General features: G+C 29.4%; 19 protein-coding genes. 18 read left to right on the forward strand and 1 reads right to left on the reverse strand.

The features are described from left to right. From Q3287_RS18440 to Q3287_RS18525, 18 genes are all read left to right on the forward strand, one after another. Positions 1 to 421: M20/M25/M40 family metallo-hydrolase (locus tag Q3287_RS18440; protein WP_407964616.1), on the forward strand; the 421-nt coding region annotated here is incomplete at its 5' end. Between the two features lie 96 nt (positions 422 to 517). Further along, positions 518 to 1888 (forward strand): dihydropyrimidinase, encoded by a 1371-nt coding sequence (gene hydA, locus Q3287_RS18445; RefSeq protein WP_223153383.1) that lies wholly within the window; start codon positions 518 to 520, stop codon positions 1886 to 1888. Between the two features lie 17 nt (positions 1889 to 1905). Then, entirely contained in the window at positions 1906 to 3312 is a 1407-nt protein-coding gene (locus Q3287_RS18450) for an amidohydrolase family protein (RefSeq protein WP_054270537.1), read from the forward strand. Positions 3313 to 3385: 73 nt separating this feature from the next. Continuing rightward, positions 3386 to 3832: a (2Fe-2S)-binding protein gene (locus Q3287_RS18455; protein ID WP_009890210.1), complete on the forward strand. Its 447-nt coding sequence runs from the start codon at positions 3386 to 3388 to the stop codon at positions 3830 to 3832. Between the two features lie 38 nt (positions 3833 to 3870). Then, on the forward strand, positions 3871 to 4665 hold the full coding sequence (locus Q3287_RS18460; RefSeq protein ID WP_223153384.1) for an FAD binding domain-containing protein: 795 nt from the start codon (positions 3871 to 3873) through the stop codon (positions 4663 to 4665). Next, the gene (locus Q3287_RS18465; RefSeq protein WP_054276880.1) at positions 4655 to 6946 is read left to right on the forward strand and encodes a xanthine dehydrogenase family protein molybdopterin-binding subunit; all 2292 of its coding nucleotides are present in this window, start codon (positions 4655 to 4657) and stop codon (positions 6944 to 6946) included. The genes Q3287_RS18460 and Q3287_RS18465 overlap by 11 nt, the downstream gene beginning before the upstream one ends. Beyond that, positions 6947 to 8260 carry an amidohydrolase family protein gene (locus Q3287_RS18470; protein WP_054276879.1) on the forward strand — a complete coding sequence of 438 codons (1314 nt, stop codon included), beginning with the start codon at positions 6947 to 6949 and terminating at the stop codon, positions 8258 to 8260. Between the two features lie 51 nt (positions 8261 to 8311). Then, positions 8312 to 9397, forward strand: coding sequence for a dihydroorotate dehydrogenase (locus Q3287_RS18475; RefSeq protein ID WP_054276878.1), 1086 nt, complete (start codon positions 8312 to 8314; stop codon positions 9395 to 9397). 258 nt (positions 9398 to 9655) lie between these two features. After that, the gene (locus Q3287_RS18480) at positions 9656 to 10567 is read left to right on the forward strand and encodes a hypothetical protein (protein ID WP_407964617.1); all 912 of its coding nucleotides are present in this window, start codon (positions 9656 to 9658) and stop codon (positions 10565 to 10567) included. A gap of 1354 nt (positions 10568 to 11921) precedes the next feature. Beyond that, on the forward strand, positions 11922 to 13280 hold the full coding sequence (locus Q3287_RS18485) for a uracil-xanthine permease family protein (RefSeq protein ID WP_054270530.1): 1359 nt from the start codon (positions 11922 to 11924) through the stop codon (positions 13278 to 13280). Positions 13281 to 13387: 107 nt separating this feature from the next. Further along, complete coding sequence (locus Q3287_RS18490) at positions 13388 to 14173, forward strand: FAD binding domain-containing protein (protein ID WP_407964618.1); 786 nt, start codon at positions 13388 to 13390, stop codon at positions 14171 to 14173. A gap of 2 nt (positions 14174 to 14175) precedes the next feature. After that, positions 14176 to 16482 (forward strand): xanthine dehydrogenase family protein molybdopterin-binding subunit, encoded by a 2307-nt coding sequence (locus Q3287_RS18495; protein ID WP_407964619.1) that lies wholly within the window; start codon positions 14176 to 14178, stop codon positions 16480 to 16482. Between the two features lie 138 nt (positions 16483 to 16620). Beyond that, positions 16621 to 17898, forward strand: coding sequence for an RNA-guided endonuclease InsQ/TnpB family protein (locus Q3287_RS18500; RefSeq protein WP_407964620.1), 1278 nt, complete (start codon positions 16621 to 16623; stop codon positions 17896 to 17898). 183 nt (positions 17899 to 18081) lie between these two features. Then, entirely contained in the window at positions 18082 to 18804 is a 723-nt protein-coding gene (gene yqeC, locus Q3287_RS18505; RefSeq protein ID WP_407964621.1) for a selenium cofactor biosynthesis protein YqeC, read from the forward strand. A 105-nt stretch (positions 18805 to 18909) separates the two neighbouring features. Further along, entirely contained in the window at positions 18910 to 19479 is a 570-nt protein-coding gene (gene mocA, locus Q3287_RS18510) for a molybdenum cofactor cytidylyltransferase (RefSeq protein ID WP_054270525.1), read from the forward strand. Beyond that, positions 19476 to 20495, forward strand: coding sequence for a molybdopterin-binding protein (locus tag Q3287_RS18515; RefSeq protein ID WP_054270524.1), 1020 nt, complete (start codon positions 19476 to 19478; stop codon positions 20493 to 20495). Before mocA ends, Q3287_RS18515 begins: the two co-directional genes overlap by 4 nt. Positions 20496 to 20831: 336 nt before the next feature. Continuing rightward, entirely contained in the window at positions 20832 to 22457 is a 1626-nt protein-coding gene (locus Q3287_RS18520) for an ABC-F family ATP-binding cassette domain-containing protein (RefSeq protein ID WP_407964622.1), read from the forward strand. Between the two features lie 311 nt (positions 22458 to 22768). Then, the gene (locus tag Q3287_RS18525) at positions 22769 to 23245 is read left to right on the forward strand and encodes a hypothetical protein (protein WP_407964623.1); all 477 of its coding nucleotides are present in this window, start codon (positions 22769 to 22771) and stop codon (positions 23243 to 23245) included. A 241-nt stretch (positions 23246 to 23486) separates the two neighbouring features. Here Q3287_RS18525 and Q3287_RS18530 read toward each other — a convergent pair whose 3' ends face one another. Beyond that, positions 23487 to 24599 carry a site-specific integrase gene (locus Q3287_RS18530; protein WP_074178232.1) on the reverse strand — a complete coding sequence of 371 codons (1113 nt, stop codon included), beginning with the start codon at positions 24597 to 24599 and terminating at the stop codon, positions 23487 to 23489. Positions 24600 to 24713 lie beyond the last annotated feature (114 nt).

Below are 24713 nucleotides of genomic sequence, written 5' to 3' on the forward strand. Positions count from 1 at the left end.
AGTTGGTGAAACAAGAGAAGGAGTATTAGCTCCAATACAAGCATTATTAGATGAAATGATGAAAGAAGACCCAGAGTTAAATGTAAAAGTTTCTTATGCAGTTGAAAAAGCTGATTGTTATACAGGAAATACTATAGAAAGTGAAAGATTCTTCCCAGGTTGGTTATATGATGAAGAGGATGAATTTGTTCAAGCAGCATATAAAGGATTAAAAGAAGCTGGAATAGATTCAGAAATAACTCAATACTCATTCTGTACAAATGGAAGCCACTATGCAGGTGAAGCTGGAATAAAGACAATAGGATTTGGTCCTTCTAAAGAAAATCTTGCTCATACAATAGATGAATATATTGAGCAAGAACAATTATTTATAGGAACAGAAGGCTACTATGGAATATTAAAATCTGTATATGGAAAATAATATTTAGTTCACAATAAATTATTTAAATATAGTCTAGAGGTGCTTAATATAGCACCTTTAGATAATACTTTAAAGCTTAAAAGTTAGGAGGTATATATGGGAACAATACTAAGAGGTGGAACTATAATTACCTCTGATAAAACTTATATAAGTGATTTAAGGATAGAAGATGAGAAAATAGTTGAAATAGGAAATAATCTAGAAATAAATGATGATAAGGTTATTGATGCTACAGGGAGAATTGTAATTCCTGGAGGGATAGATACACATACTCATTTTGATATGAATGCAGGTTCTATTATTACTGCTGACAATTTTGAAACAGGAACAAGAGCAGCTATAGCTGGAGGAACTACCACTATACTAGATTTTGCAGAAGCTAGTGAAGGTGAAAATCTGCTGCAAGGGGTAGAAACATATCATAAAAAAGCAAGTGGAAATTGTTATTGTGATTATGGATTTCATATGACAATTACATGTCTGGATAAAGATACATTTGCTCATATGGAAAAGCTTATTTCAGATGGAATAGTATCTTTTAAGATGTATATGGCATATGATGGCATGAAAGTAGATGATGGAACTATATACAAAGTTTTAAAGAAAGCTAAAGACTTAGGTTGTATAGTTGAATTTCATTGTGAAAATGGTGATTTACTAGATGTATTGATAGAAGAAAACATACAAAATGGTAATTTAGAACCCAAATATCATCCGCTTACTAGACCTAATATAGTTGAAAAAGAATCTGTTTCAAGACTTGCTGATATAACTAAATTATCAAATTCAAAATCTTATGTAGTTCATTTAAGTTGTAAAGAGTCACTTGAGACTGTGAAATTTGCTAGAGAAAAAAATATAGATATGATAGTAGAAACATGTCCACAGTATCTACTATTAGAAGATGATTTATATGATAAGGCTGAATTTGAGGGTGCTAAATATGTAATGTCTCCTCCTTTAAGAAAAAAAGAAGATATAAGTTACCTTTGGGAAGGTTTAGCTAATGGAGACATACAAACAGTTGGTACCGACCATTGTTCGTTTAATTTTAAGGGTCAAAAAGATTTGGGAATTAATGATTTTAGTAAGATACCAAATGGGGCTCCTGGTGTTGAACATAGATTATCTCTTTTATATACATATGGAGTTTTAGAAAATAAGATAAGTGCAAATAAATTTGTAGAAGTCACTTCAACAAATGCTGCAAAAATATTTGGGATGTATCCTAAAAAAGGCGAAATAGCTGTAGGAAGTGATGCAGATATAGTTATTTTGAATACTGATAAAGAAGAAACAATTAGCTATCAAACTCAAAAACAAAATGTAGATTATACTCCATATGAGGGGTTTAATATCAAATGTAAAGTAGAAGATGTGTTTTTGAGAGGAAACCATGTAGTACAAAGTTGTAATATTAAAGAACAAGCAATGGGTCAATACATTAAAAGAAAAATTACTAAATAATGCGGGGGGAAATAAGAATGATGGATATACTTATTAAGAATGCCATAATAGTAACTGTAAATAAAGAGAGAGAAGTTATTTTTGATGGGGCGTTAGTAGTAAAGGATAACAAGATTGCTGATATTGGGAATTCTAAGGAAATAGAAAGTAAATATACAGATGTTAAAAAGGTAATAGATGCTAAGGGTAAAGTTCTATTCCCAGGTTTTATAAATACACATAATCACTTATTCCAGACTTTATTAAAAGGATTGGGAGATGATATGGTACTTAAAGACTGGTTAGAAACTATGACTTTTCCAGCAGCTAACTATTTAGAACCAAAAGATACTTATGATGCTGCAATGCTTGGATGTATTGAAGGACTTAGAAGTGGTATAACAACTATGGTTGACTATATGTATCCTCACAGTAAACCAGGTCTTTGCGATGGAATAATAGATGCTTATAAAGAATTAGGAATAAGAGGAATACTTGGAAGAGGATGTATGAATACAGGTGCTCAATTTGGAGTTCATCCTGGAATAATGCAAGATGTAGAAACGGTTGAAAAAGATGTAAGAAGATTATTTGAAAAACACCATAATACAGAAAATGGAAGAATCAAAATAGGAGTAGCTCCCGCAGCAATATGGTCAAATTCTCAAGAAATGCTTGAGATGCTATGGAGAGTAGTAAAAGAATATGATGATGCTTTATTTACAGTACACATATCAGAAACTCCTTTTGATAGAGAAGCTGCAAAAGAATTGCATGGGCAATATGACATAGATGTTTTAGAAAAATTAGGAATACTTGGACCAAATGTACTTATGGTACATTGTGTGTATTTAACTGAAAAAGATATGGAACTTACTAAAAAATATGACATGAAAGTATCTCATAATACAGCAAGTAATATGTACTTATCTTCAGGTGTTGCACCAGTACCAGAAATGCTTAAAAAAGGAATAACAGTTAGTTTAGGAGTGGATGGAGCTGCTAGTAATAACTCTCAAGATATGCTTGAACTTATGAAATTAACAGCACTTCAACATAAAGTTAATAAGTGTGATCCATTGGCAATGTCAGCAGAAAAAGTTCTTGAGTTAGCAACTATAGATGGGGCAAGAGCTATTGGAATGGAAGATGAGATAGGGTCATTAGAAATAGGTAAGAAAGCAGATTTACTAATATTTAATCCAATGCTTTCACCAAAAGCGATACCTATGCATAATCCAGTATCTACATTAGTATATTCTTCTAGTATGAAAAATATAGAGGGAGTTATAGTAGATGGAAATATAATAATGGAAGATTCAAAAATATTAACAGCTAATGAAGAAAAAGCATTAAAAGATGCTCAAGATACAGCTGAGAGACTTTGTGTAAGAGGAACTATAAAGAATAGAATGGAAGGTCATAAATGGAATAGCCTTTATTAATAAGTTTGATTTTATTCATAAAGAAGTATAATAAAAACTTTGGCTTAAAAATATGAGTTTTGAGGTGATTTATTTGATTATCAAATGTACCATAAATAATAAAGAAAAAGAATTAAGTATAAGACCAGATGATTTTTTAGCAGATACACTAAGAGAAAATGGGTATGTAAGTGTTAAAAAAGGATGCGATACAGGTTCATGTGGACTATGTACAGTAATGGTAAATGACAAGGCAGTACTTTCTTGCAACTATCTTACTGCAAGAGTAGATGGTCAACATATAACAACGCTTGAAGGTGTTTTGGATGAAGCAAAGAAATTTGGGGATTTTCTTGCAGATGAAGGAGCTGACCAATGTGGATTTTGTGCTCCTGGATTTATAATGATGGTTTTGGCTATGAAAAGAGAACTTCAAAATCCAACTGAAGAAGAAGTTATAGATTATGTAAATGGCAACCTTTGTAGATGCACAGGATATAAAGGTCAATTAAGAGCAATACATAAATATTTGAACACTTAAGTTTTTAAGTGAAAATTAAATTGATATGGGGAGAGAATATGATAACTATAAAGGAATATGTAGTTCCAAAAAGTTTAGATGAAGCTTATGAACTGCTAATATCAAGAAAAAATAACATAATACTTGGAGGCTGCGGATTTTTAAAGTTAGGTAATAAAAATATTGGTTTAGCAATAGATTTAAAAGACTTGGCTTTGGATTATATAAATGAAACTGATGATAGCATATTAATTGGAGCAGATACAAGTTTAAGAACTTTAGAATTAAATAAGGTTATTAAAAATTACTGTAATGGAGTAATTTCAAATGCTGTTTCTAATATAGTAGGAGTTCAATTTAGAAGTGGAGCTAGAGTAGGAGCTAGCGTATTTGCTAAGTATGGATTTTCAGATTTAATACCTTCATTACTAGTAGTAGATGCAAAGGTTAGGTTATATAAAAAAGGGGTTATGAACTTAGCTGATTTTTTAGAAAGTGAACTTGAAAAAGATATATTAATAGAAATTATATTACCTAAAAAAGATGCTATAGGTGTATTTGATTCTATAAGAAAATGTACAGGTGATTTTGCAGTATTAAATGGAGCAATGTTAAAAGAAGGAAGTACTTATAAAATTGCAATAGGAGCTAGACCAAGAAGAGCAAAAATTGCCTATAAAGCAAGTGAAATATTAAGCTTAGAAAATGATATAGAAAAAGCTGGAGAAGTATCAAGTGAAGAACTTTCATTTGGAAGCAATATAAGAGGAAGTAAAGAGTATAGAAAAGACATGGCAAAAGCTTTAGTAGTAAGAATGTATAATAGTATTGGAGGTGAGTGTGATGGTAAATAAAGAAGTAAGAAAAATAGATAGTGAAGCCATTATTACTGGAAAACCAATATATACAGAAGATTTAATCTTTCATAAAGATGTTTTGACTATTAAACTTCTTAGAAGTCCACATGCTTTTGCAAAGATAAAAAACATCGATATAAAAAATGCATTAAAAGTAAAAGGTGTAGTAGATATATTCACTTACAAAGATGTGCCAAATTATAGATATTCAATGGTTGGTGAATCATATCCAGAAGCCTCACCTCATGACCAATTAATACTTGAAGATATAGTTAGATATGTAGGAGATGAGGTTGCTATAATAGCTGCTGAAGATGAAAGGTCTGCTATTAAAGCTATGAAACTTATAAAAGTAGAATATGAAGTAATGACTCCTATATTGGATGCAAGAGAATCAGAAGGAAATAAAACTTTAATCCATGAAGAAGATGATTTATTTTGTCCATTTGATTTTGGATTAGATGCTACAAAAAACATCGTATCAAGAGAAAAAATGGGTAAAGGGGATGTAGAAAAAGAGTTTAAAGAAAGTGATGTAATAGTAGAACATTCTTATATGACTCAATCACAAGCCCATTGTATGATGGAAACTCATAGAGCTTATACGTATATAGATACGAATGGTAGATTAGTAGTAACTTCTGCAAATCAATCAGCTTATCATATGAGAAGACAGGTTTCTAGAGCATTGGGAATACCTCTTTCAAAAGTGAGAGTAATAAAACCAAGAATAGGTGGAGGTTTTGGTGGAAAAAATATAGCTGTAACGGAGATATATGCATCATTTGTGACTTGGATGACAAAAAGACCAGCAAAGCTTATTTATACTAGAGAAGAAACTTTTGCAATGACTAATACTAGACATCAGATGTTTTTTGATATAAAGATTGGGTCAGATAAAGAAGGAAATATAAAAGCTATAGATATGAAAGCCTTGAACAATACAGGTGCTTATGGAGATAATGGACCTTCAGTTTGTTCTGAATCAGGGCATAATGTACTTCCAACATATAACAATGTACCTGCAATAAAATTTGATGGAAGAACTGTGTATACTAATTTAGTTCCAGGGGGAGCATTAAGAGGATACGGAGCAACACAAGGTACATTCGCACTTGATTGTGCAATCGATGAATTAGCACATAAACTTAATATGGATCCAACAGAAATAAAATTGAAAAATATTATAAAAAAGCAAACTGAAGGCGGAATAATGAATTTTCCAATCAGAAGTTGTGCACTTGATGAATGTATAATTAGAGGAAAGAAACTTATTGGATGGGATGAAAAATATCCTGTCAGAGAGATTGGAAACAACAAAGTAAGAGCTGTTGGAATGTCTGTGGGAACTCATGGTTCTGGTATAGCTAACATAGATATGGCAATAGTAAATATGAGAATGGATGAAGATGGAACTTATAAGTTGTTTTCTGGGTCTTCAGACTTAGGAACTGGTTCTGACACAATACTTGCTCAAATAGCTGCAAAAGCATTGAATACATCTATTGATAGAATTTCTGTTTATACAGGAGATACAGATATGTGTCCATATGATACTGGTGCATATGCTTCTTGTACTACTTATGTAACTGGAAATGCTACAATAAAATCTGCTGAAAGTTTAAAACAAAAGATATTAAAAGTAGCACAGAAGAAACTAGATTTACCAATAGATGATTTAATACTATATGAGGATAGAGTTTGCTATAGTGAAGATGTAGATAAGTTTGTATTGTTAAGTGAATTAGGAAGAGAATCTGTTGGTGGTGGAAATCAAGAGGTTTTATATTCATCTGAATCATATGGAATACAAGAGAGTGCGAAACCATTCTTAGCAGGATTTGCTGAAATTGAGTTAGACAAAACGACAGGTGAGTTTAAAGTAATAAATTATGCCTGTTCTACTGATTGTGGTACAGTTATGAATCCTGCACTTGCTAGAATACAAGTTGAAGGTGGTGTAACTCAAGGTATAGGGCTTGCAATGTATGAAGACCCTAGACATGGTTCTGATGGAAAGCTTCAGACTTCTAATTTATTACAATATAAAGTTCCAACAAAAAAAGATATAGGAAATATATTTGTTGATTTTGTAGATAGTTATGATCCAACAGGTCCATATGGAGCTAAATCTTTAGGGGAAATAGTTATTCATACACCAGCACCAGCAATAGCAAATGCAATATATAATGCTACTGGAGTTCGTGTAAGAGAACTTCCTATAACTTCTGAGAAAGTTTATATGGCTATGAAAAAATTAAATCAGGGGGGAAAATAAATGATTGCTATAAAAAGTAAATACTTAATATCTTCTGCTGATGAAATATATACAAATTATGCTGTTGTAGTAGAAAATGACATTATAAAAGATATATTACCAAATGAAGAAGTTGAAATAAAGTACAAAAATATTGAAAGAATAATAGATAAATCGGATGCTATAGTAATGCCAGGATTCATTAATGGTCATATGCACCAATATGGAGTGCTTTCTAGAGGAATACCTGCAAACGTACATTTTACTGATTTTGAAGGTTTTTTAAATGATTATTGGTGGCCATTTATAGAAAACAGAATAGGATTAAAAGAAGTAAAGGCAACAACTAAAGCATCAGCAATAGAGCTTATAGAATCTGGTGTAGTAGCTTTTTGTGATACTCTAGAGGCTCCAAATACAGAGGTAGGAACTTTAATTGAGCAAGGTAAAATATTAGAAGAGATAGGGATGAAAGCGGTTTTATCCCTAGAAAGTTGCGAGAGAATAAGTTATGAAAATGGGCTTAGATGTTTAGATGAAAATTCTAATTTGATAAAGTGGAGTAGAGAAAATAGTAAATTAATAAATGGAATAATGTGTACTCATACAAGTTTTACATGTTCAGATAAATTTATTAAGCAAGCTAAAGAAGATGCAAAGAAATTAGATGCACCAATGCAATTCCATTTATGTGAGAGTATATATGAACCAAACTATGCTGAAAAACATTTTGGTAAAAAAGCTGTTGAATACTATAATGATTTAGAAATATTGGATGAAACTGTATTAGCTTCTCAGTGTGTAAAAGTAAATGATGAAGAGATAGAGATATTAAAAGAAAAAGGCGTAAAAGTGGTTCATATGCCTCTTAGCAACTGCGAAGTAGGTGGAGGTTTTTCTCCAGTACCCAAAATGATTAGAAAAGGTATAAAAGTAGCACTTGGTACAGATGGATATATAAATGATTTTTTTGAAGTTATGAGAGGTGCATTCTTAATGCACAAATCAGTCGAAGAAGATGCATCTGTAATGCCAGCAAATATGGTCTTTAAAATGGCAACAGAGTATGGTGCTCATGCACTAGGTCTTCAAAAATCTGGTAAAATAGTAGCTGGCAATAAGGCTGATATAATAGTTATGGAAGATGAATTCAAAACTCCTGTAACTCTTGATAACATATTTGACCAGATAGTAGTACAAGGTAAAAAAGAATTTATATCAAATGTATACATAGATGGTAGACATATTTTAAAAGAAAAACAATTAGTTGATTTGGATAAAAAAGCTATTGTTAAAGAGATGAAAGAAGTTGCTTGTGAATTTTGGAAATTTTAATGAATGTAAATATAAATCAATGTAAATATAAATGAAAAGGGGAAGCAGATAATGTACAATTTTTTAGGTAAAGAATTAAAATCACCACTTATAATAGGTTCAGGACCATTAACATATAGTGCAGCTGGATGTAAAATATTAAGTGATGCAGGAGCAGGGGCAGTTGTTACTAAGACTATAAGAAAAGAAAGAGCTATAAATCCAGCACCACATATGGTTAGAAATACAACTAATGCTCTTTTAAATAATGAAAAATGGACAGATTTTGAACCAGAACAATGGATAGATTTTGAAATACCACAAATGAAAAAAGATGGGACTGTCTGTATAGCTTCAATAGGTCATACAATCGAAGAAAGCAGTGAATTAGTAGAGAAAGTTGCAAATGCAGGAGCTGACTTTATTGAATTAGTATCTTATGACTATAGAGATTTGATACCAATGCTTAAAGATGCTAAAGAAAAAGTAAATATACCAGTAATAGTTAAACTTCCTCCTATGATAGATGAAATAGGAGCTTTTGCTAAAAAATTAGAAGAAGCAGGAGCAGATGCAATAACTGCTTGTGATTCTGTAGGACCAGCATTTAGGATAGACATAGAAACTGGTCAACCTTTATTAGGTGGAAATGGAATAGGATATCTAAGTGGAGAAACTATTAAGCCAATAACTTTACAAAGAATCTATGAAATAAAAAAAGAAGTCAATATACCAATAATTGGTTTAGGTGGATGTGTTAGTGGAGATGATGCATTAGAAATGATTATGGCAGGTGCTGACTTTGTTGGTATATGTTCAGTGGTAATTTTAAAAGGTGCACAAGTAATATCTAAAATACATGATGACTTAAAATCTAATCTTAATAGACTAGGGTATAATACTATAGAAAATGCTTGTGGTATAGTACATAAGCATATGGGCGACGTAAATGAAAGACTTAGCTTTGAATTTACTTATGATGAAGAAAAATGTACTAAATGTAAGATGTGTGAGAGAGTATGTGCATATCAAGCAAGAAAATTAAATGATAAGATGGAGTTAAATGAAGAAGAGTGTAGATACTGTGGTCTTTGCATATCAGTTTGTAAACCAAAAGCACTTGGAAGAAAAATTTCATGTTCAGAATTGAATGCATAGGTTATTTTGTAAAGAATAATTAAAAAATAAAACTTTATATAGAAATAAAAGGGTGTGTCTCAAGATGAACTTTTTAGTTCATGAGGCACCCTTTTTGTATGAAATTAAGTATATTTTCATCATTTCAACAATGAAAAATAGGTTTATTTGAAATTATTTTATATTTTGATTAATTATTAATAACTGTTTTATAGATATGTTAACATTGTATAGCATTTGTATAAAATGTTATAATAATTAATAGGGATGGTGATGTAAGTGCAAGATAAGATTTTAGAATTATTACATATTATAAATAAAGATGTAGTTAGTATAAAAGAAGATATGTCTGAAGTAAAACAAGAAATAACTGCATTAAAGAGCGATATGTCTGAAGTAAAACAAGAAATAACTGTGGTAAAAGAAGATATGTCTGAAATGAAACAAGAGATAACAATGTTAAAGGACGACATGTCTGAAATGAAACAAGAGATAACTGTATTAAAGAGCGATATGTCTGAAGTAAAACAAGAGATAACTGTTCTAAAAGAAGATATGTCTGAAGTGAAGCAAGAGATAACTGTTCTAAAAGAAGATATGTCCAAAGTAAAGCAAGAAATAATTGTATTAAAAGAAGGCATGTCTGAAGTAAAACAAGAGATGAATATGTTAAAAGAAGATATATCTGAAGTAAAGCAAGAAGTAAATTTAATGAAAAAAGAAATAACTGGATTAAAACAGGAGACAAGTATGGTAAAAGAAGATATGTCTGATGTAAAACAAGATATGATTGCGATGAAAGAAGATATATCTGGAGTTAAATCAGAGATGAACTCTATGCAAAGCAAAATAAATAATATTAGTGAAGATATGAGTGGGATTAAGGACGAAATATCTACAGCAAATGAGAAATTATATGGAATTGAAGTAAAGATTGATGTTCTAGAACGTGAAGAAAAATCAATGAAAGAGATACAGGAAGAGCAGAGCAATATTTTAGGAAGCTTATTACATAATTCTGAAATAAATAAAGCTACTCATGATAGTATGGAGCATAATATAGCATATATAAAAGGTGATACAAATGCTATAAAAGAAGATGTTTCTGAAATAAGAAGAGATTTAAATTTAGTAGAGTTAGCTACTAGTAAAAATTGGAGTGATATTGTTAAACTAAAATCAGTTAGATAATATCTTAATTCACTAATTTATCATCCACAAAATAAAAAATATTATATAAAAAAGGCTTATAATGTTACTGTTATTTATTATAAATTTTAGAAATGAAAATAAAAATTTGAGAAAAGACCGTTAAAATTTTATTTTAAGGTCTTTTTTTTATGTAGATATATTGAAATTATAAAAATAAAACTTAAAATTTAAATGCGAAAATTTGATAGAACGGTTGAAATAAGTAAAATTTTATCAATAAAATTACAAAAATTTTATAACAAATAAATATACGTAAATATTGGCATTAAAATTGCTCTATAAAAACTATAAATAGTAATGTAAGTAAAGCTCTTATTACACAAACAATATTACTATTTTAATTATAGATATTAATAAATATCTATAAAATAGATAGAAACTTGTATGTTTTATGTTGCAGGTACAAATATAGTAAAGGAGAGTACATTGATACAACTGAGATACATAGCTTATTAAGTTTTTCTGTCTTATGAGAATTATATTATAAAATATTCATAAATATTTTGAGTTTAAATTAAAAAATTATTTTATGCTTAGATTAATTATCATTTAATTAATTTAATAACAAAAACAGTGAAAGAGTAAATAATATTATTTACAGGGGGTAAAGCAAAGTATATTAAATGAGTTGTACTTTTGGCCCCGTACATGGAGAAATCTATGTAGGACACAACTTTAAAACCAGTAAATCCTAAAGCCTTGCAACTACAATAAAAGATAGAAAGAAACTTTTATGAATGTGGTGAAAACCAGAAACAATAGTAAGGATGGTATATGGTGAGAGCCTAAGTACTTAATAATGGACATTTGGTCGCCAAGCCTAGAAATAGGAAGGTCAAACGACTATCTCGAGAGAGAGTACACTATAAGCTATTGATAGTGGAAACGGGTTGCTCTTAACAGGTAATGCTGAAGATGAAGAAATAGTCTACGCTCATATGAAAGTATGAGGTCACTGGATTTAAAGTGGCATCTATAAAGTAGCGTTTATAGGTAAATGTTTAAAACTTACAAAATATAAATACTTATGAAAACTTATAACTTATAATTATTAAGATTGAAAGATTTAACTTGGATTAAATTTATTGTAAAAAATTAAAAATTCATAGCTATAATGTTCTTATGTTTGTAAGCTACTGTATAATAACATATACAAAATGATAGAATAAGTTTATTTGTTAATAATTAAATTTATTGTACGTATTCTTTAAGAGTAAAGACTTAAATGTATAAGGAAGTGTAATCAAAATTTATAAACGTCATTTAATTTAATATATTAGATTTTTAAGTATTTATATAATTCAATAAGTTTTATGTAACGGGAGTTTTTATTATGAAAGCAAAAAGTACATCAAAATTTGAATTAGACGGAATACCACCACTAAAGGAAGCCGTACCTTTAGGGTTACAACACTTAATGGCGATGGTAATAGGAAGTTGTTTACCAGCTATATTGGTTGCAAATGCAGCTGGGCTTGATCATAAAATGTCAACACTCTTGATTCAAGCAGCACTAGTTTTTGCAGGAATATCAACTTTATTACAATTATATCCAATACCTCTATTTAAAGGATTTAAATTAGGGGGAGGGATACCAGTTATAATGGGAGCTACAGCTATGTTTATAGGAGCTGGAGTCTCTGTTGCAGGAAAGTATGGGTTGCCAGTCTTATTTGGTTCTCAAATAATAGCTGGAATAGTAATAATTATAATTGGTTTTGGCCTTAAAAAAATACGATTTATATTTACTCCAGTTGTATCTGGAACAATAGTCGCATGTATGGGTCTTGGACTTTTTCCAATAGCTATAAAAAACTTAGCTGGAGGTATGGGAAATGAAACTTTTGGACAGCCAATTAATTTTATAGTTGGAATCTCTGTATCTCTTATGATATTAGGATTAAACAAGTATGGAAGAGGATTGTTTAAAGATGCATCAATATTAGTTAGTATAATTTTTGGATACATTTTATCACTAATTTTGGGTATTGTAAATTTTTCTTCAATTCAAGAGTTTACTTTGGTAGCGCTTCCAAAACCACTTATTTTTGGTCTAGATATAAGAATCGAAGTTGTAGTGATGTTTTCAATAATATATTTGGTTGAAATAGCAGATATTATGGGTGCATGTACGCTTTCTGCAGTAGGGGGACTCAATAGACAAGTAACAGATGAAGAACTTTCTTCTGCTGTTTTAGGAAATGGAGTACTATCTACGATAGGTGCATTATTTTCTGCAACTCCAATGGGGATGTTTGGTCAAAATTCTGCAATCGTTTCCAATACGAAAATTGTAAGTAAATTTGTATTGGCTATTGGGGGAATTGGGCTATTTTTGGCAGGCATATCACCTTTGCTAGCTAATTTAATAAGAACCATTCCTCCTTGTGTGGTTGGGGGAGCAACACTTGTTATATTTTCAACCCTTACAACATCTGGTTTAAGACTTGTTAGTATGGATGGGTTCAATCAAGAAAATAGCATGATATTAGGTCTTTCTATGGCTTCTGGCATAGGATTTATGGTGGCTCCTCAAGTTCTTGAAAAGTTTCCAAAGTTTATAGAAACCTTATTTGCAGATTCAAGTGTAGTTTCAGGAGCAATGGTAGCCATAATAGTTCAAGCTTTGTATATGGTAAAATTTCCTAAAAGTAGGAATAACAAAGTTGAAGATAAAAAGGAAAATTTATAATGTAAAGAGTTAATAAATGTGAATCAGACATATCACATTTATTGATATAAATTAAAAGATAGATTTAAAAGTTTCAATTTTAATAAGTATAATGACAGGGGGATAAGATGGTTACTATAAAAGAATATACAGTTCCAGAAAGCTTAGAAGAAGCATATAAAATTTTAACTTCTAAAAAGAATAATGTTATTCTAGGTGGGTGCGGATTTATAAAATTAAGTAATAAGAATATAGGAACAGCCATAGATTTAAAGTCGATAAATCTAAATTATATAAGGGAAGATGAGAAAAATATTCTTATAGGTGCAGATACATCTCTTAGAAGTTTAGAAATTGATAAAACTATTAAAAATTACTGTAGTGGAATAGTTTCAAGTGCTGTTTCTAATATAGTAGGAGTTCAATTTAGACAAGGTGCTAGAATTGGTGCTAGTGTATTTTCAAAGTACAGTTTTTCTGATTTAATACCAGCACTTTTAGTTGTTGGAGCAAAGGTAAGATTATACAAAGAAGGAGTCTTAGAATTAAATGAGTTTTTAGATAATAAGTTAAGTAAAGACATATTAGTTGAGGTAATACTTCCAAAAAGAGATGCAATAGCTGTTTTTGATTCAATAAGAAAATGTACAGGAGATTTTCCTATATTAAACTCAGCCATGTTGAAAGAAAATAATACTTACAAAATAGCAATTGGAGCGAGACCTCAAAGGGCAAAAATAGCTCTTGGAGCAAGTACTATATTAAGTGAAGAAAAAGATATAGATAAGGCATCTATTATTGCAAGTGAGGAATTAACTTATGGAAGTAATATGAGAGCTAGTAAAGATTATAGAATAGACATGGCAAGTGCACTAGTTAAAAGGATGTATAATGTTATTGAGGGAGGAAACTAATAATGATTACTAAGGGGATAAGAAAGATAGATAGTACAGCCATTGTTACAGGGAAACCTCTATATACTGAAGACCTCATCATGCATAAAGATGTTTTGACATTAAAATTACTTAGAAGTCCACATGCACATGCAAAAATAAAGAATATAGATACATCAAAAGCTGAAAAAATTCCAGGTGTTGTGGGCATTTATACTTATAAAGATGTACCACAAGTTAGATATTGTGTTCCAGGTCAAACAGAGCCAGAAGCATCTCCTTATGACAGAGTTTTGCTTGAAGATACAGTTAGATTTGTTGGTGATGAAGTGGCATTAGTGGCAGCAGAAGATGAAAAAACAGCACTTAAAGCGTTGAAGATGATAAAGGTAGATTATGAAATTTTAAAACCTGTGTTTAATGCAAAGGAAGCAGAAGGAAATGAGGTTGTTATACATCCAGAAGACGATATAGTAGAGCCATACCCTTTTGGATTGGATGCAAAAAATAATATAGTATCTAAAGAGTTTTTTGAATTTGGAGATGTTGAAGCAAAACTTGAAGAAAGTGGCTTTGTGGTTGAAGCTTCATATAAAACTCAAAGTCAATCGCATTGTATGATGGAAACTCATAGGTCTTATTCATACAAGGATATAAATGATAGGATTGTTGTAGTTTCATCATTACAATCACCACATAATGTAAAGAGAATACTTAGAAAAGTACTTGGCATACCATCTTCAAAAATAAGGGTGATAAAGCCTAGAATAGGTGGCGGCTTTGGAGGAAAGAATATAGCGGCTACAGATATATTCACTGCATTCGTTACTATGAAAACTGGTAGACCGGCAAAATTCGTTTTTACAAGAGGTGAAACTTTTGTAGGGTCTAATAGTAGACATGAAATGTTTTTTGACGTTAGAGTGGGTGCAGATAAAGAAGGAAATTTAAAGGCAATAGAATTAAAATCATTAAATAATACGGGTGCTTATGGTGGTAATGGTGTTTCTGTTTCTTCCGAATCTGGACATAATACATTACCAATATACAATGATATTGATGCTGTTAGATTTGATGCTAGAACAGTTTATACTAATAGGTTACCAGCAGGAGCTCTTAGAGGATATGGTGCTACACAAGGAATATTTGCAATAGATAGCGCTATTGATGAATTAGCCAATAAGATTGGAATGGACCCGCTTGAATTTAGAGTTAAAAATATAATAGATAGATACACTACTGGAAAAGCAGCTGAAGAAGAAATATTAAGTTGTGAGTTGAAACAGTGTATAGAAAAAGGTAAGAAATTAATAAATTGGGATGATAAATATCCATGTAAAGACATAGGTAATAACAAGGTAAGGGCAGTAGGTATGGCAGTTGCAAATCATGGTTCTGGTATACCACGTGTGGATATGGCGACAGTTACTATACGCATGGACGAAGATGGAACATACAAGTTGTTGTCTGGTCTTGCTGATTTAGGTCAAGGAGCCGATACAATTCAAGCTCAAATTGCTGCTGAAGCTTTGAATACTACTGTAGATAGAATATCTGTTTATACAGGTGATTCAGATTTATGTCCATATGATACAGGAGCATTTGCTTCTTGTACTACAACAGTTACAGGAAATGCAACCATAAAGACAGCAAATAAATTAAAAGAAATATTACTTTCAGTGGCAGAATTAAAGCTAGGATTTAAAAAAGAAGATTTAGAGTTGGGAAAAGATAGAGTTTTTGTTAAAAATGATAATAGTAAATTTGTGTTATTGGAAGAATTAGGTCGGGAATCAGTAGGAGGCATAGGCTTTGCTAGTGATGATGTGCCAGTAGTCTTGGAAGCGACAGAGTCTTTTGGTATGTTAAAAAGAATAAAACCATTTATAGCAGGATTTGCAGAGATAGAATTAGATAAAAATACAGGTGAATATAAGGTAATAAATTTTGCATGTGTACCTGATTGTGGAACTGTTATAAATCCAACTTTAGCTAGAATACAAGTAGAAGGTGGAGTAATGATGGGTATAGGGTTTGCAATGTATGAAGACCCTAGATTTGATAAAGATGGAAGATTATTAACAGATAGTTTTTTACAATACAAAGTTCCTACAAAAAAAGAAGTAGGAAATATATTGGTAGATTTTGCTGACAATTTTGACCCAGGAGGCCCTTATGGTGCTAAATCATTAGGAGAGATAGTAATACACACACCAGCTCCAGCAATAGCAAATGCAATATTCAATGCTACTGGAGTTCGTATGAGAGAGCTTCCTATGACATTTGAAAAAGTTTATATGGGAATGAAAAACAATAACAAACCATTATAATATGTAATATAATATATAAAAATATGTAAATTTAAATTATTTTGTAAAATAAAGTAACTAAATAGACATTATATATGGCGTTTTGTAAAAATACCATATATAATGTCTAGTAGAGTATATTCTAAAGGAGGTGAGTTTATGTCAAGTAGAATAAAAAATATACACTATGGAACTCAAAGACAACAATTAAAAAACTTAACTAAAAAAGAATATCAAGCTCTACGAGAGATGTGTTTCTTAGCAAAAAATTTATATAATGTTGGTACATACAATGTTAGACAACACTATTTTAATCAAGGAGAACATCTTAATTATGAAGCCAATTATCATGTATGTAAAGAAAACGAAAATTATAAACTTCTCAATAGTAATATAGCTCAACAGATATTAAAAGAAGTTGATAGTTCTTTCAGGTCTTTTTTTGGCTTAATTAAATTAGCTAAAGAAGGTAAGTATGATTTTAGAGGAATAAAATCACCTAAATACCTTGATAAGGAAGGATTCTTTAGCATAATAATAGGTCAAATAAGAATTAAAGAAGATGGTACTCTAAATGTACCTATGTCTCCAGCATTTAAAAAATTATATGGGAAAGTAAGTATAAAAGTTCCTCAAAATATATTAGAAAAAAAGATTAAGGAAATAAGAATAATACCTAAACATAAGGCTAGGTTCTTTGAAATTCAGTATTGTTATGAGATACCGAAATCAGAGGAAGTTTCAAATCAAAAAAATGCACTAGCTATAGATTTAGGTTTAGAAAACTTATGTACATGTGTTACAAATCTAGGTGATAGTTTTATCATAGATGGAAAAAGGCTTAAATCTGTGAATCAATGGGCAAATAAACAGAATGATAAAATAGAAGCTTTAAAATTAAAAAAGAATGTAACAGCAATTACAAGAAAGCAATTTAAAGTCTGGAATAAAAGGAATAATCAAGTTAAGGATTATGTAAATAAAACTTGTTTTTACATAATTGATTACTGTATAAAAAATAATATTGGAAACTTAATAGTAGGATATAATGCTAAGTTAGAGAAAAGTGATAATGTGGAGAGGAAAATATATAGAAATTTTATAAGAATTCCTTTTGGAGAGATAAAAGGAAAGTTAGAATATCTATGCAAAATAAAAAATATTAATTTTATTAGACAAGAAGAAAGTTATACTAGTAAATCTGACTTTTTTGCTGATGATTTTCTGCCTGATATCAATTTGGATAATGTACAAAAATATGATTTTAAGGGAGAAAGAATAACTCGAGGTCAATATAAATCCAGTGTTGGTATGATTATAAATGCAGATGTAAATGCTAGTCTTAATATATTAAAAAAATCACAAATAGTTGACTTATCCAAGTTGAAGGATAATCCTCAAATATTAAAACAACCACAAAGAATAAGAATATCTTAATTATATTTAAAAGATAAACTGATAGCGTAGGCTTACAGCTTAGCGGCGAATTGGATCCGCCTTGTTGTTTACAACAGAATCTATTTACTTTCGAGTTTATGGAATTTCAAAAATCACTTTTACTAAAAAAGTTTAATTATAAAAAATTAAGAGATTAAAAAATTAGTTACAAGAGGTGAAAGTGTGGAATTATCAAATATAATAGGAAAGAACGAAATAATAACTGTAGTTGGAGCAGGAGGTAAAACTTCATTTATAAACTATTTTGCAGATTTTTATAGATGTAAATTAAGAGTTCTTCTTACAACAACAACTAAAATATATGTACCAGATAATTATGAAAATATAATTATGACAATAGATGGAACTGTTATTCCATCTATTTGTCATGGAGTAACAGTATGTGGAAGCTATATAAATAATGAAAATAAAATAGTAGGTATTGATTCATCTATTTTGGATGAAATTGTAGATAAATTTGATATAGTCTTAATAGAGGGAGATGGTTCAAAGAAAAAAAGACTTAAAGGTTGGAATGATAATGAACCAGTAGTATATCACAAAACTACAAAAACTGTAGGAATATTAGATATAACCTCATTTGGAATGAATATTAATGAAGAAAACATACACAGATTAGACCTATTTAAAAAAATAGTAAATTTAGATACATATAATACTAACAATGATTCTACAGTAAATCTCGAAAATTTAAAAAATATAGTATTAAATCCAAATGGTTTATTTAAAAACTATTGTGGAGAAAAAATATTATTCATCAATAAAGTTGAAGATGAAAAATATAAAAAATTAGCTATAGAATTAATAAAAAGTATTAAAGAAGATAAAAGTAAAATGGAGATATTTTATGGAAGTATAAAACAAAAGTTTTGTACAAGATATTGAAGTATTAAAATAGTTTATATGATATTATATATATAGATAATATCAATAGTGATATTATAAAATCATAGAACTATCAATACATTATAAATACCAAGGATGATATATATGATAAATGCAGTAATAATGGCATCGGGCTTTGCCAGAAGAATGGGAACGAATAAACTTTTATTAGATTATAAAGGATGTTCTATAATAGAACATGTATTAAAAGCAGTTAGTAAAATTAATTTTCATCAAGTTGTAGTTGTAAGTCAATACAAAGAAGTTTCATTGTTGTGTAATAAATATGGTTTTAAATATGTGGATAATAAAAATGCAAATATAGGTCAGAGTGAATCCATAAAATTAGGTATTTTAAACAGTTCAAAATGTGATGGCTACATGTTTTTTGTAGGAGACCAGCCATTTATTGATAGTTTATATATAGATAAAATTATAAATACTTTTAAATTAGATAGAGATTTTATAGTAATTCCACGATGTAAAGATGTATGTGGAAATCCAGTTATATTCCCATACAGCAAAAAAGAAGAATTATTGGCACTTAAAGAAGATGAAAAAGGTAAAACCGTTTTAAAAAATGCATCAAAAATAAAGTATGTAGAAGTTCCTAGAGAAATATTATTAGATATTGATACAAAAACGGACTATGAAAGAATTGGGGGTAAATTATGAAGTTAATAAAAACTATAGATGCTATTGGACAAGTTTTATGTCATGACATAACTCAAATAATACCTGGAGAATTTAAAGGAAGAAAGTTTAAAAAAGGTCATGTAGTAAAAGAAGAAGACATTCCAGTTTTATTATCTCTTGGTAAAGATAATTTGTATGTATGGGAAAAATCAGAAGGCATGATTCATGAAAATGAAGGTGCACTATTTTTAAAAGAATTAACTGCTGGAGAAAATTTAAATTTTAGTGAAATAAAAGAAGGAAAGATAGATTTTATAGCTGCCTGTGATGGGCTTTTAAAGATAGATGTTGATGCACTTTTTGATTTGAATTGTGTCGGTGAAATAATGATGGCTACTCTTCATAATAATTTTATAGTAAATAAAGGTCTGAAAGTAGCTGGAACAAGAGTTATACCTCTAGTCATAGATGAGAAAAAATTAGAAGAGGCAAGAAAAGTAGTTGGAAATAGAAAAATAGTAAATGTAGTGCCTTTTAAACCTAAGAAAGTAGGGATTGTTACTACTGGAAATGAAGTATTCTATAGCCGAATTGTTGACAAATTTGGACCAGTGATAGAAGAAAAAGTAAAGGGCTTTGGATGTGAGGTTATAGGACAAACTATATGTCCAGATGATAAAGAAATTATAAAAAATGCAATAAAAGAATTTATAAGTCAGGGGGCAGAACTTATCTGCTGTACTGGTGGTATGAGTGTAGACCCAGATGATGTCACACCAACAGCAATAAAAGAAACTGGAGCTGATTTGGTAACATATGGGTCACCAATATTGCCAGGAGCAATGTTTTTACTTGCTTACTATGGAGAAGTTCCAATTATGGGTATACCAGGGTGCGCAATGTATCATAAAACTACAGTATTTGACATAGTTCTATCTAGAGTCTTGATTGATGAAAAACTTGATAAGTATGATATAGCTAGATATGGTCATGGAGGACTTTGTATGAACTGTGATGTATGTACTTACCCTGCATGTAATTTTGCTAAAATATAAAGATATTAGAAAAGAGTATTTACAAATTAAGTACTCTTTTTAAATATGAAACAAAACAAACTAAAATACTTTATAAAAAGCATAATTGGTTTATAAGCTATAATAAAGTAATTACAGTATGTAAAAGAATGAATAAAGTTGCAATTTAATTTCTTTATAAGTATAATATAATAGATTGTTAATTTTTATAAATTTACAACTTGTAGTATACCTTAAATAAATATTTCACTAACTTAGTATAAAAAATATACTGTTTAAGTGATAATAGATAATAAAAGTGTTATCAAAATTTTATGATAAAATAAATTATGAGCAAAAAGAAAGGAAAATATATTAATGTTACAAGTTACAGGTGTTGGACTTAGATTTGGTGATAAGGAATTATTTAAAGATGTTAACTTAAAATTCACTAAAGGGAATTGCTACGGAATAATAGGAGCCAATGGTGCGGGAAAATCTACTTTTTTAAAAATATTATCAGGAGAGATAGAGCCAAATACAGGTAGTATATCTATAACTGATAAAGAAAGAATGTCAGTTTTAAAACAGGACCACTTCGAATATGAAGAAGAAACTGTGTTAAATGTTGTCATAAGAGGGCATGAGAGACTTTGGAACATAATGAAAGAAAAAGATGCCTTATATATGAAGGAAGATTTCAATGAAGAAGATGGAATCAAAGCTGCTGAACTTGAGGGAGAGTTTGCGGAACTTGATGGATGGGATGCAGAAACTAATGCTGAGAAAATACTTATGGGTCTTGGTATAACTAAAGAGATGCATTACAAGCAAATGAAAGAATTAGTTGGTGGGGAAAAGGTTAAGGTATTGTTAGCACAATCACTTTTTGGTAAGCCTGAAATACTATTAATGGACGAGCCTACTAACCACTTAGATTTTAAATCAATAAACTGGTTAAATAATTTTATTATGGATTTAGAAGAGTCTATAGTTATAATAGTATCGCATGATAGACATTTCTTAAATCAAATATGTACTAATATAGTTGATGTAGATTTTGGTAAAATACAAATGTATGTTGGAAACTATGACTTCTGGTATGAATCAAGTCAATTAGCTTTACAACTTGCTAAGGACCAAAATAAAAAGACTGAAGAAAAGATAGCTCAATTAAAGGAATTCATAGCTAGATTTAGCTCTAATGCTTCAAAGGCTAAGCAAGCTACATCAAGAAAGAAACAATTGGATAAATTAGAAGTTGAAGATATACAACCATCAAGAAGAAGATATCCATATGTAGGGTTTACACCTGCTAGAGAAATTGGTAATGAAGTTTTAGAAGTACACAATTTGACTAAAACTATAGATGGAGTAAAAGTTCTTGATGATGTATCATTTAGATTGGATAGAGATGACAAAGTAGTATTTATGGGTGATGAAATAGCTACTACTGCTCTTTTAAATATAGTTATGGGAGAACTTGAACCAGATAGTGGAGAGTATAAGTGGGGAGTAACTACTTCTCAAGATTATCTTCCAAAGAATCATAATAAGTTTTTTGATGGAGTAGAATATTCTTTAGTTGACTGGCTTAGACAATTCTCTGAAGAAAAAAGTGAGAGTTTTATAAGAGGATTTTTAGGTAGAATGTTATTCTCTGGAGAAGAAGCTTTAAAAGAAGCTCAAGTTATATCTGGAGGAGAAAAAGTTAGATGCATGCTTAGTAAGCTAATGCTTTCAAATGCAAACGTACTTGTTCTAGATGACCCTACTAACCACTTAGACCTAGAAAGTATAACTTCTGTTAATAAAGGACTTGAGAAGTTCCCTGGAGTGCTTTTATTTACTTCTCATGACCATGAGTTTATATCTACTATAGCAAATAGAATTATAGAGATAACTCCAAACGGAATAATGGATAGAAAGATGGACTTTGATGAGTATTTAGAAAGTAAAGAAATACAAGACCAATTAGCTAAAATGTATGGAAAAAGTAAATAAATTATTAATGTAAATATTATCATTTTACAAATTTAATTGTTAGTATAAAACCTTTTAATATTTGAGAACATGCTATGTACAAGTGTGTAAGTTTTTAATCAAATATTAGGAGGTTTTTTATGTTATTAAAATATATGAAACAATAAAAGTATAGTGTCAGAAAGAGAAGTATGAACTCAATTAAATATATATAAATGGATTATAAATTGTGTTTGTTATTAGAATAATGTATTTCTTTGTATCTTAAGAGTTTAAATATACTATAGTAGATGCTATAATAAAAATAAAAAATGTTTTAGGGGGGATATATTATGTTTAAGAAAAAATTAGTAACTATAGTAATGAGTTTAGCCATGATTAGTGTAGGTAATTTTTCATATGCTCACTCAGGAGGACATAGTTCATCAGGAAATCATCATAGCAAAAATAAAGCTGAATTAAGACATTATTATTGCGGAGGACATTCAGCACACCTACATAATAATGGAGCATGTCCTTATGCCAGTATAGAAGGAAATTATGAAGCAACAACATCTTCAGTACATAATGGAAAAAATCATAAAAATTATGTTGCAGAAAAAGGGTATAATAAAGGTTATAAAGATGGGTGCAAGGGAAATTATAATTTAGGTCTTACAGGATTCAAACCTGATAATACATATGAAAAAGAGATTTTAAAAAATGCTTATGAAAAAGGATATTTAACTGGACATAATGAATACAAAGCGAAAAAGGTAGATGATGTAATGAAGAAGATGCTAGATATTCCAATGTTAACTAGCATATAATAAAATAGTATTTTAAAAGACATCTTTTATAAGAAAGTATATTTTTTGTTACAAAAATATAAACTTTTATAGAAAAAGTATTATTGATAATTTTAATAAAGTGAAACAAAAAAATTATTTAGATGTTGTCAATTAGAGATAGATACATTTAATATTATAAAAATGAAGACAATAAAACTTGTATTAGTTCATCAATTGATATTTTAATGAATCTATCTCAATAGACTAAGCTAATTTAATCTTAATTAGCATTAAATAAACTTTCAGAAATTTTATCAGAAGCTTCTTTATCCATTTCTTTAAGGACGTGAGAATAAACACTTAAGGTAGTATTTATGTTTGAATGTCCAACTCTTTCAGATATAACTTTTATAGGTACCTTAGAATTTATAAGTAAAGTAACATGTGAATGTCTTAAATCATGGAATCTAATATGAGGTAAATCATTTTTTTCTAAAAATCTTTTAAATCTTTTACTCATAACATCTTCAGCAATAGGTTCACACTTCTTATTAAAAAATAACAAATTACTATTATTTCTAGTAGAAGATTTTAATAAATTTTTATTTTGCTTTATTTTATGCTCTCTTAACAAAGATATTAATTCTTTTGGAGCTGATATTTTTCTAACAGAGTTTTCTGTCTTTGGTTCTTTAAGAATTACAGAACCATTAATTCGAGATGTTATCTTGTTTACTGTTATTGTATTTTCTTCAAAATCAATATTGTCCCAAGTCAGACCTAAAACCTCTGAAATTCTTAGACCCAATCCAATTGCCAAATTAATAGGTAACTCCATATCTGTATCTTTTGCTAAATCTAATAATTTTATCATTTGTTCTCTATCATAAATTTCACTTTTAAATTTTTTATATCTTGGAGTCTCTATATTATCCATAATATTTTCTTTTATCAATTTGAGTCTATAAGCTCTCCTTATTGCAAGTTTCAATATATTTATATGAATCTTAATTGATTGAGGATTTAATTTATAAGATAGATTATCTATGTAATTTTGTATGTGAATAGGATGTAAGTCTTGTATTTTATATTTACCAATAGATGGATTAATGTAATTTTTACAAATACCAACATAATTATTGTATGTAGCTAATGAAATATTTTCGTTGTATTTATTTAGAAAATCTAACATAAATTCTGAAACGGTAATTTCATTTGGAACTAAGAAACCATCTTTATATAAGCTTTCCTTTACCTCATTTAGTCTTTTACTTGCTTCTCTTTTTTTATCAAAGGTACCCATATTTTTTTGCTTCCTTTTGCCAGTATCTTCATCTGCAAATTCAAGATAAACAATATAGTTCTTATTTCTTTTTCTAATAAATGCATTCATATATAACCCACCAATCAAAATTTTATACATTTATTATAACATATATATACTCAAAAATAGTTTCTGAAATAAAGTTACATTTATTATAAAATATCATGTATATTTATTATAAAA

This window comes from Clostridioides sp. GD02404, from assembly GCF_045898275.1.
Classification (GTDB): Bacteria; Bacillota; Clostridia; order Peptostreptococcales; family Peptostreptococcaceae; genus Clostridioides; species Clostridioides difficile_A.

Coding starts and splice junctions, on each gene's coding strand:
- Q3287_RS18490 (WP_407964618.1), top strand. CDS start 13,388: ATGGTTACTATAAAAGAATATACAGTTCCAGAAAGCTTAGAAGAAGCA.
- Q3287_RS18485 (WP_054270530.1), top strand. CDS start 11,922: ATGAAAGCAAAAAGTACATCAAAATTTGAATTAGACGGAATACCACCA.
- hydA (WP_223153383.1), top strand. CDS start 518: ATGGGAACAATACTAAGAGGTGGAACTATAATTACCTCTGATAAAACT.
- Q3287_RS18530 (WP_074178232.1), bottom strand. CDS start 24,599: ATGAATGCATTTATTAGAAAAAGAAATAAGAACTATATTGTTTATCTT.
- Q3287_RS18460 (WP_223153384.1), top strand. CDS start 3,871: ATGATAACTATAAAGGAATATGTAGTTCCAAAAAGTTTAGATGAAGCT.
- Q3287_RS18500 (WP_407964620.1), top strand. CDS start 16,621: ATGTCAAGTAGAATAAAAAATATACACTATGGAACTCAAAGACAACAA.
- Q3287_RS18450 (WP_054270537.1), top strand. CDS start 1,906: ATGATGGATATACTTATTAAGAATGCCATAATAGTAACTGTAAATAAA.
- Q3287_RS18475 (WP_054276878.1), top strand. CDS start 8,312: ATGTACAATTTTTTAGGTAAAGAATTAAAATCACCACTTATAATAGGT.
- Q3287_RS18495 (WP_407964619.1), top strand. CDS start 14,176: ATGATTACTAAGGGGATAAGAAAGATAGATAGTACAGCCATTGTTACA.
- Q3287_RS18515 (WP_054270524.1), top strand. CDS start 19,476: ATGAAGTTAATAAAAACTATAGATGCTATTGGACAAGTTTTATGTCAT.
- Q3287_RS18465 (WP_054276880.1), top strand. CDS start 4,655: ATGGTAAATAAAGAAGTAAGAAAAATAGATAGTGAAGCCATTATTACT.
- Q3287_RS18525 (WP_407964623.1), top strand. CDS start 22,769: ATGTTTAAGAAAAAATTAGTAACTATAGTAATGAGTTTAGCCATGATT.
- mocA (WP_054270525.1), top strand. CDS start 18,910: ATGATAAATGCAGTAATAATGGCATCGGGCTTTGCCAGAAGAATGGGA.
- Q3287_RS18520 (WP_407964622.1), top strand. CDS start 20,832: ATGTTACAAGTTACAGGTGTTGGACTTAGATTTGGTGATAAGGAATTA.
- Q3287_RS18470 (WP_054276879.1), top strand. CDS start 6,947: ATGATTGCTATAAAAAGTAAATACTTAATATCTTCTGCTGATGAAATA.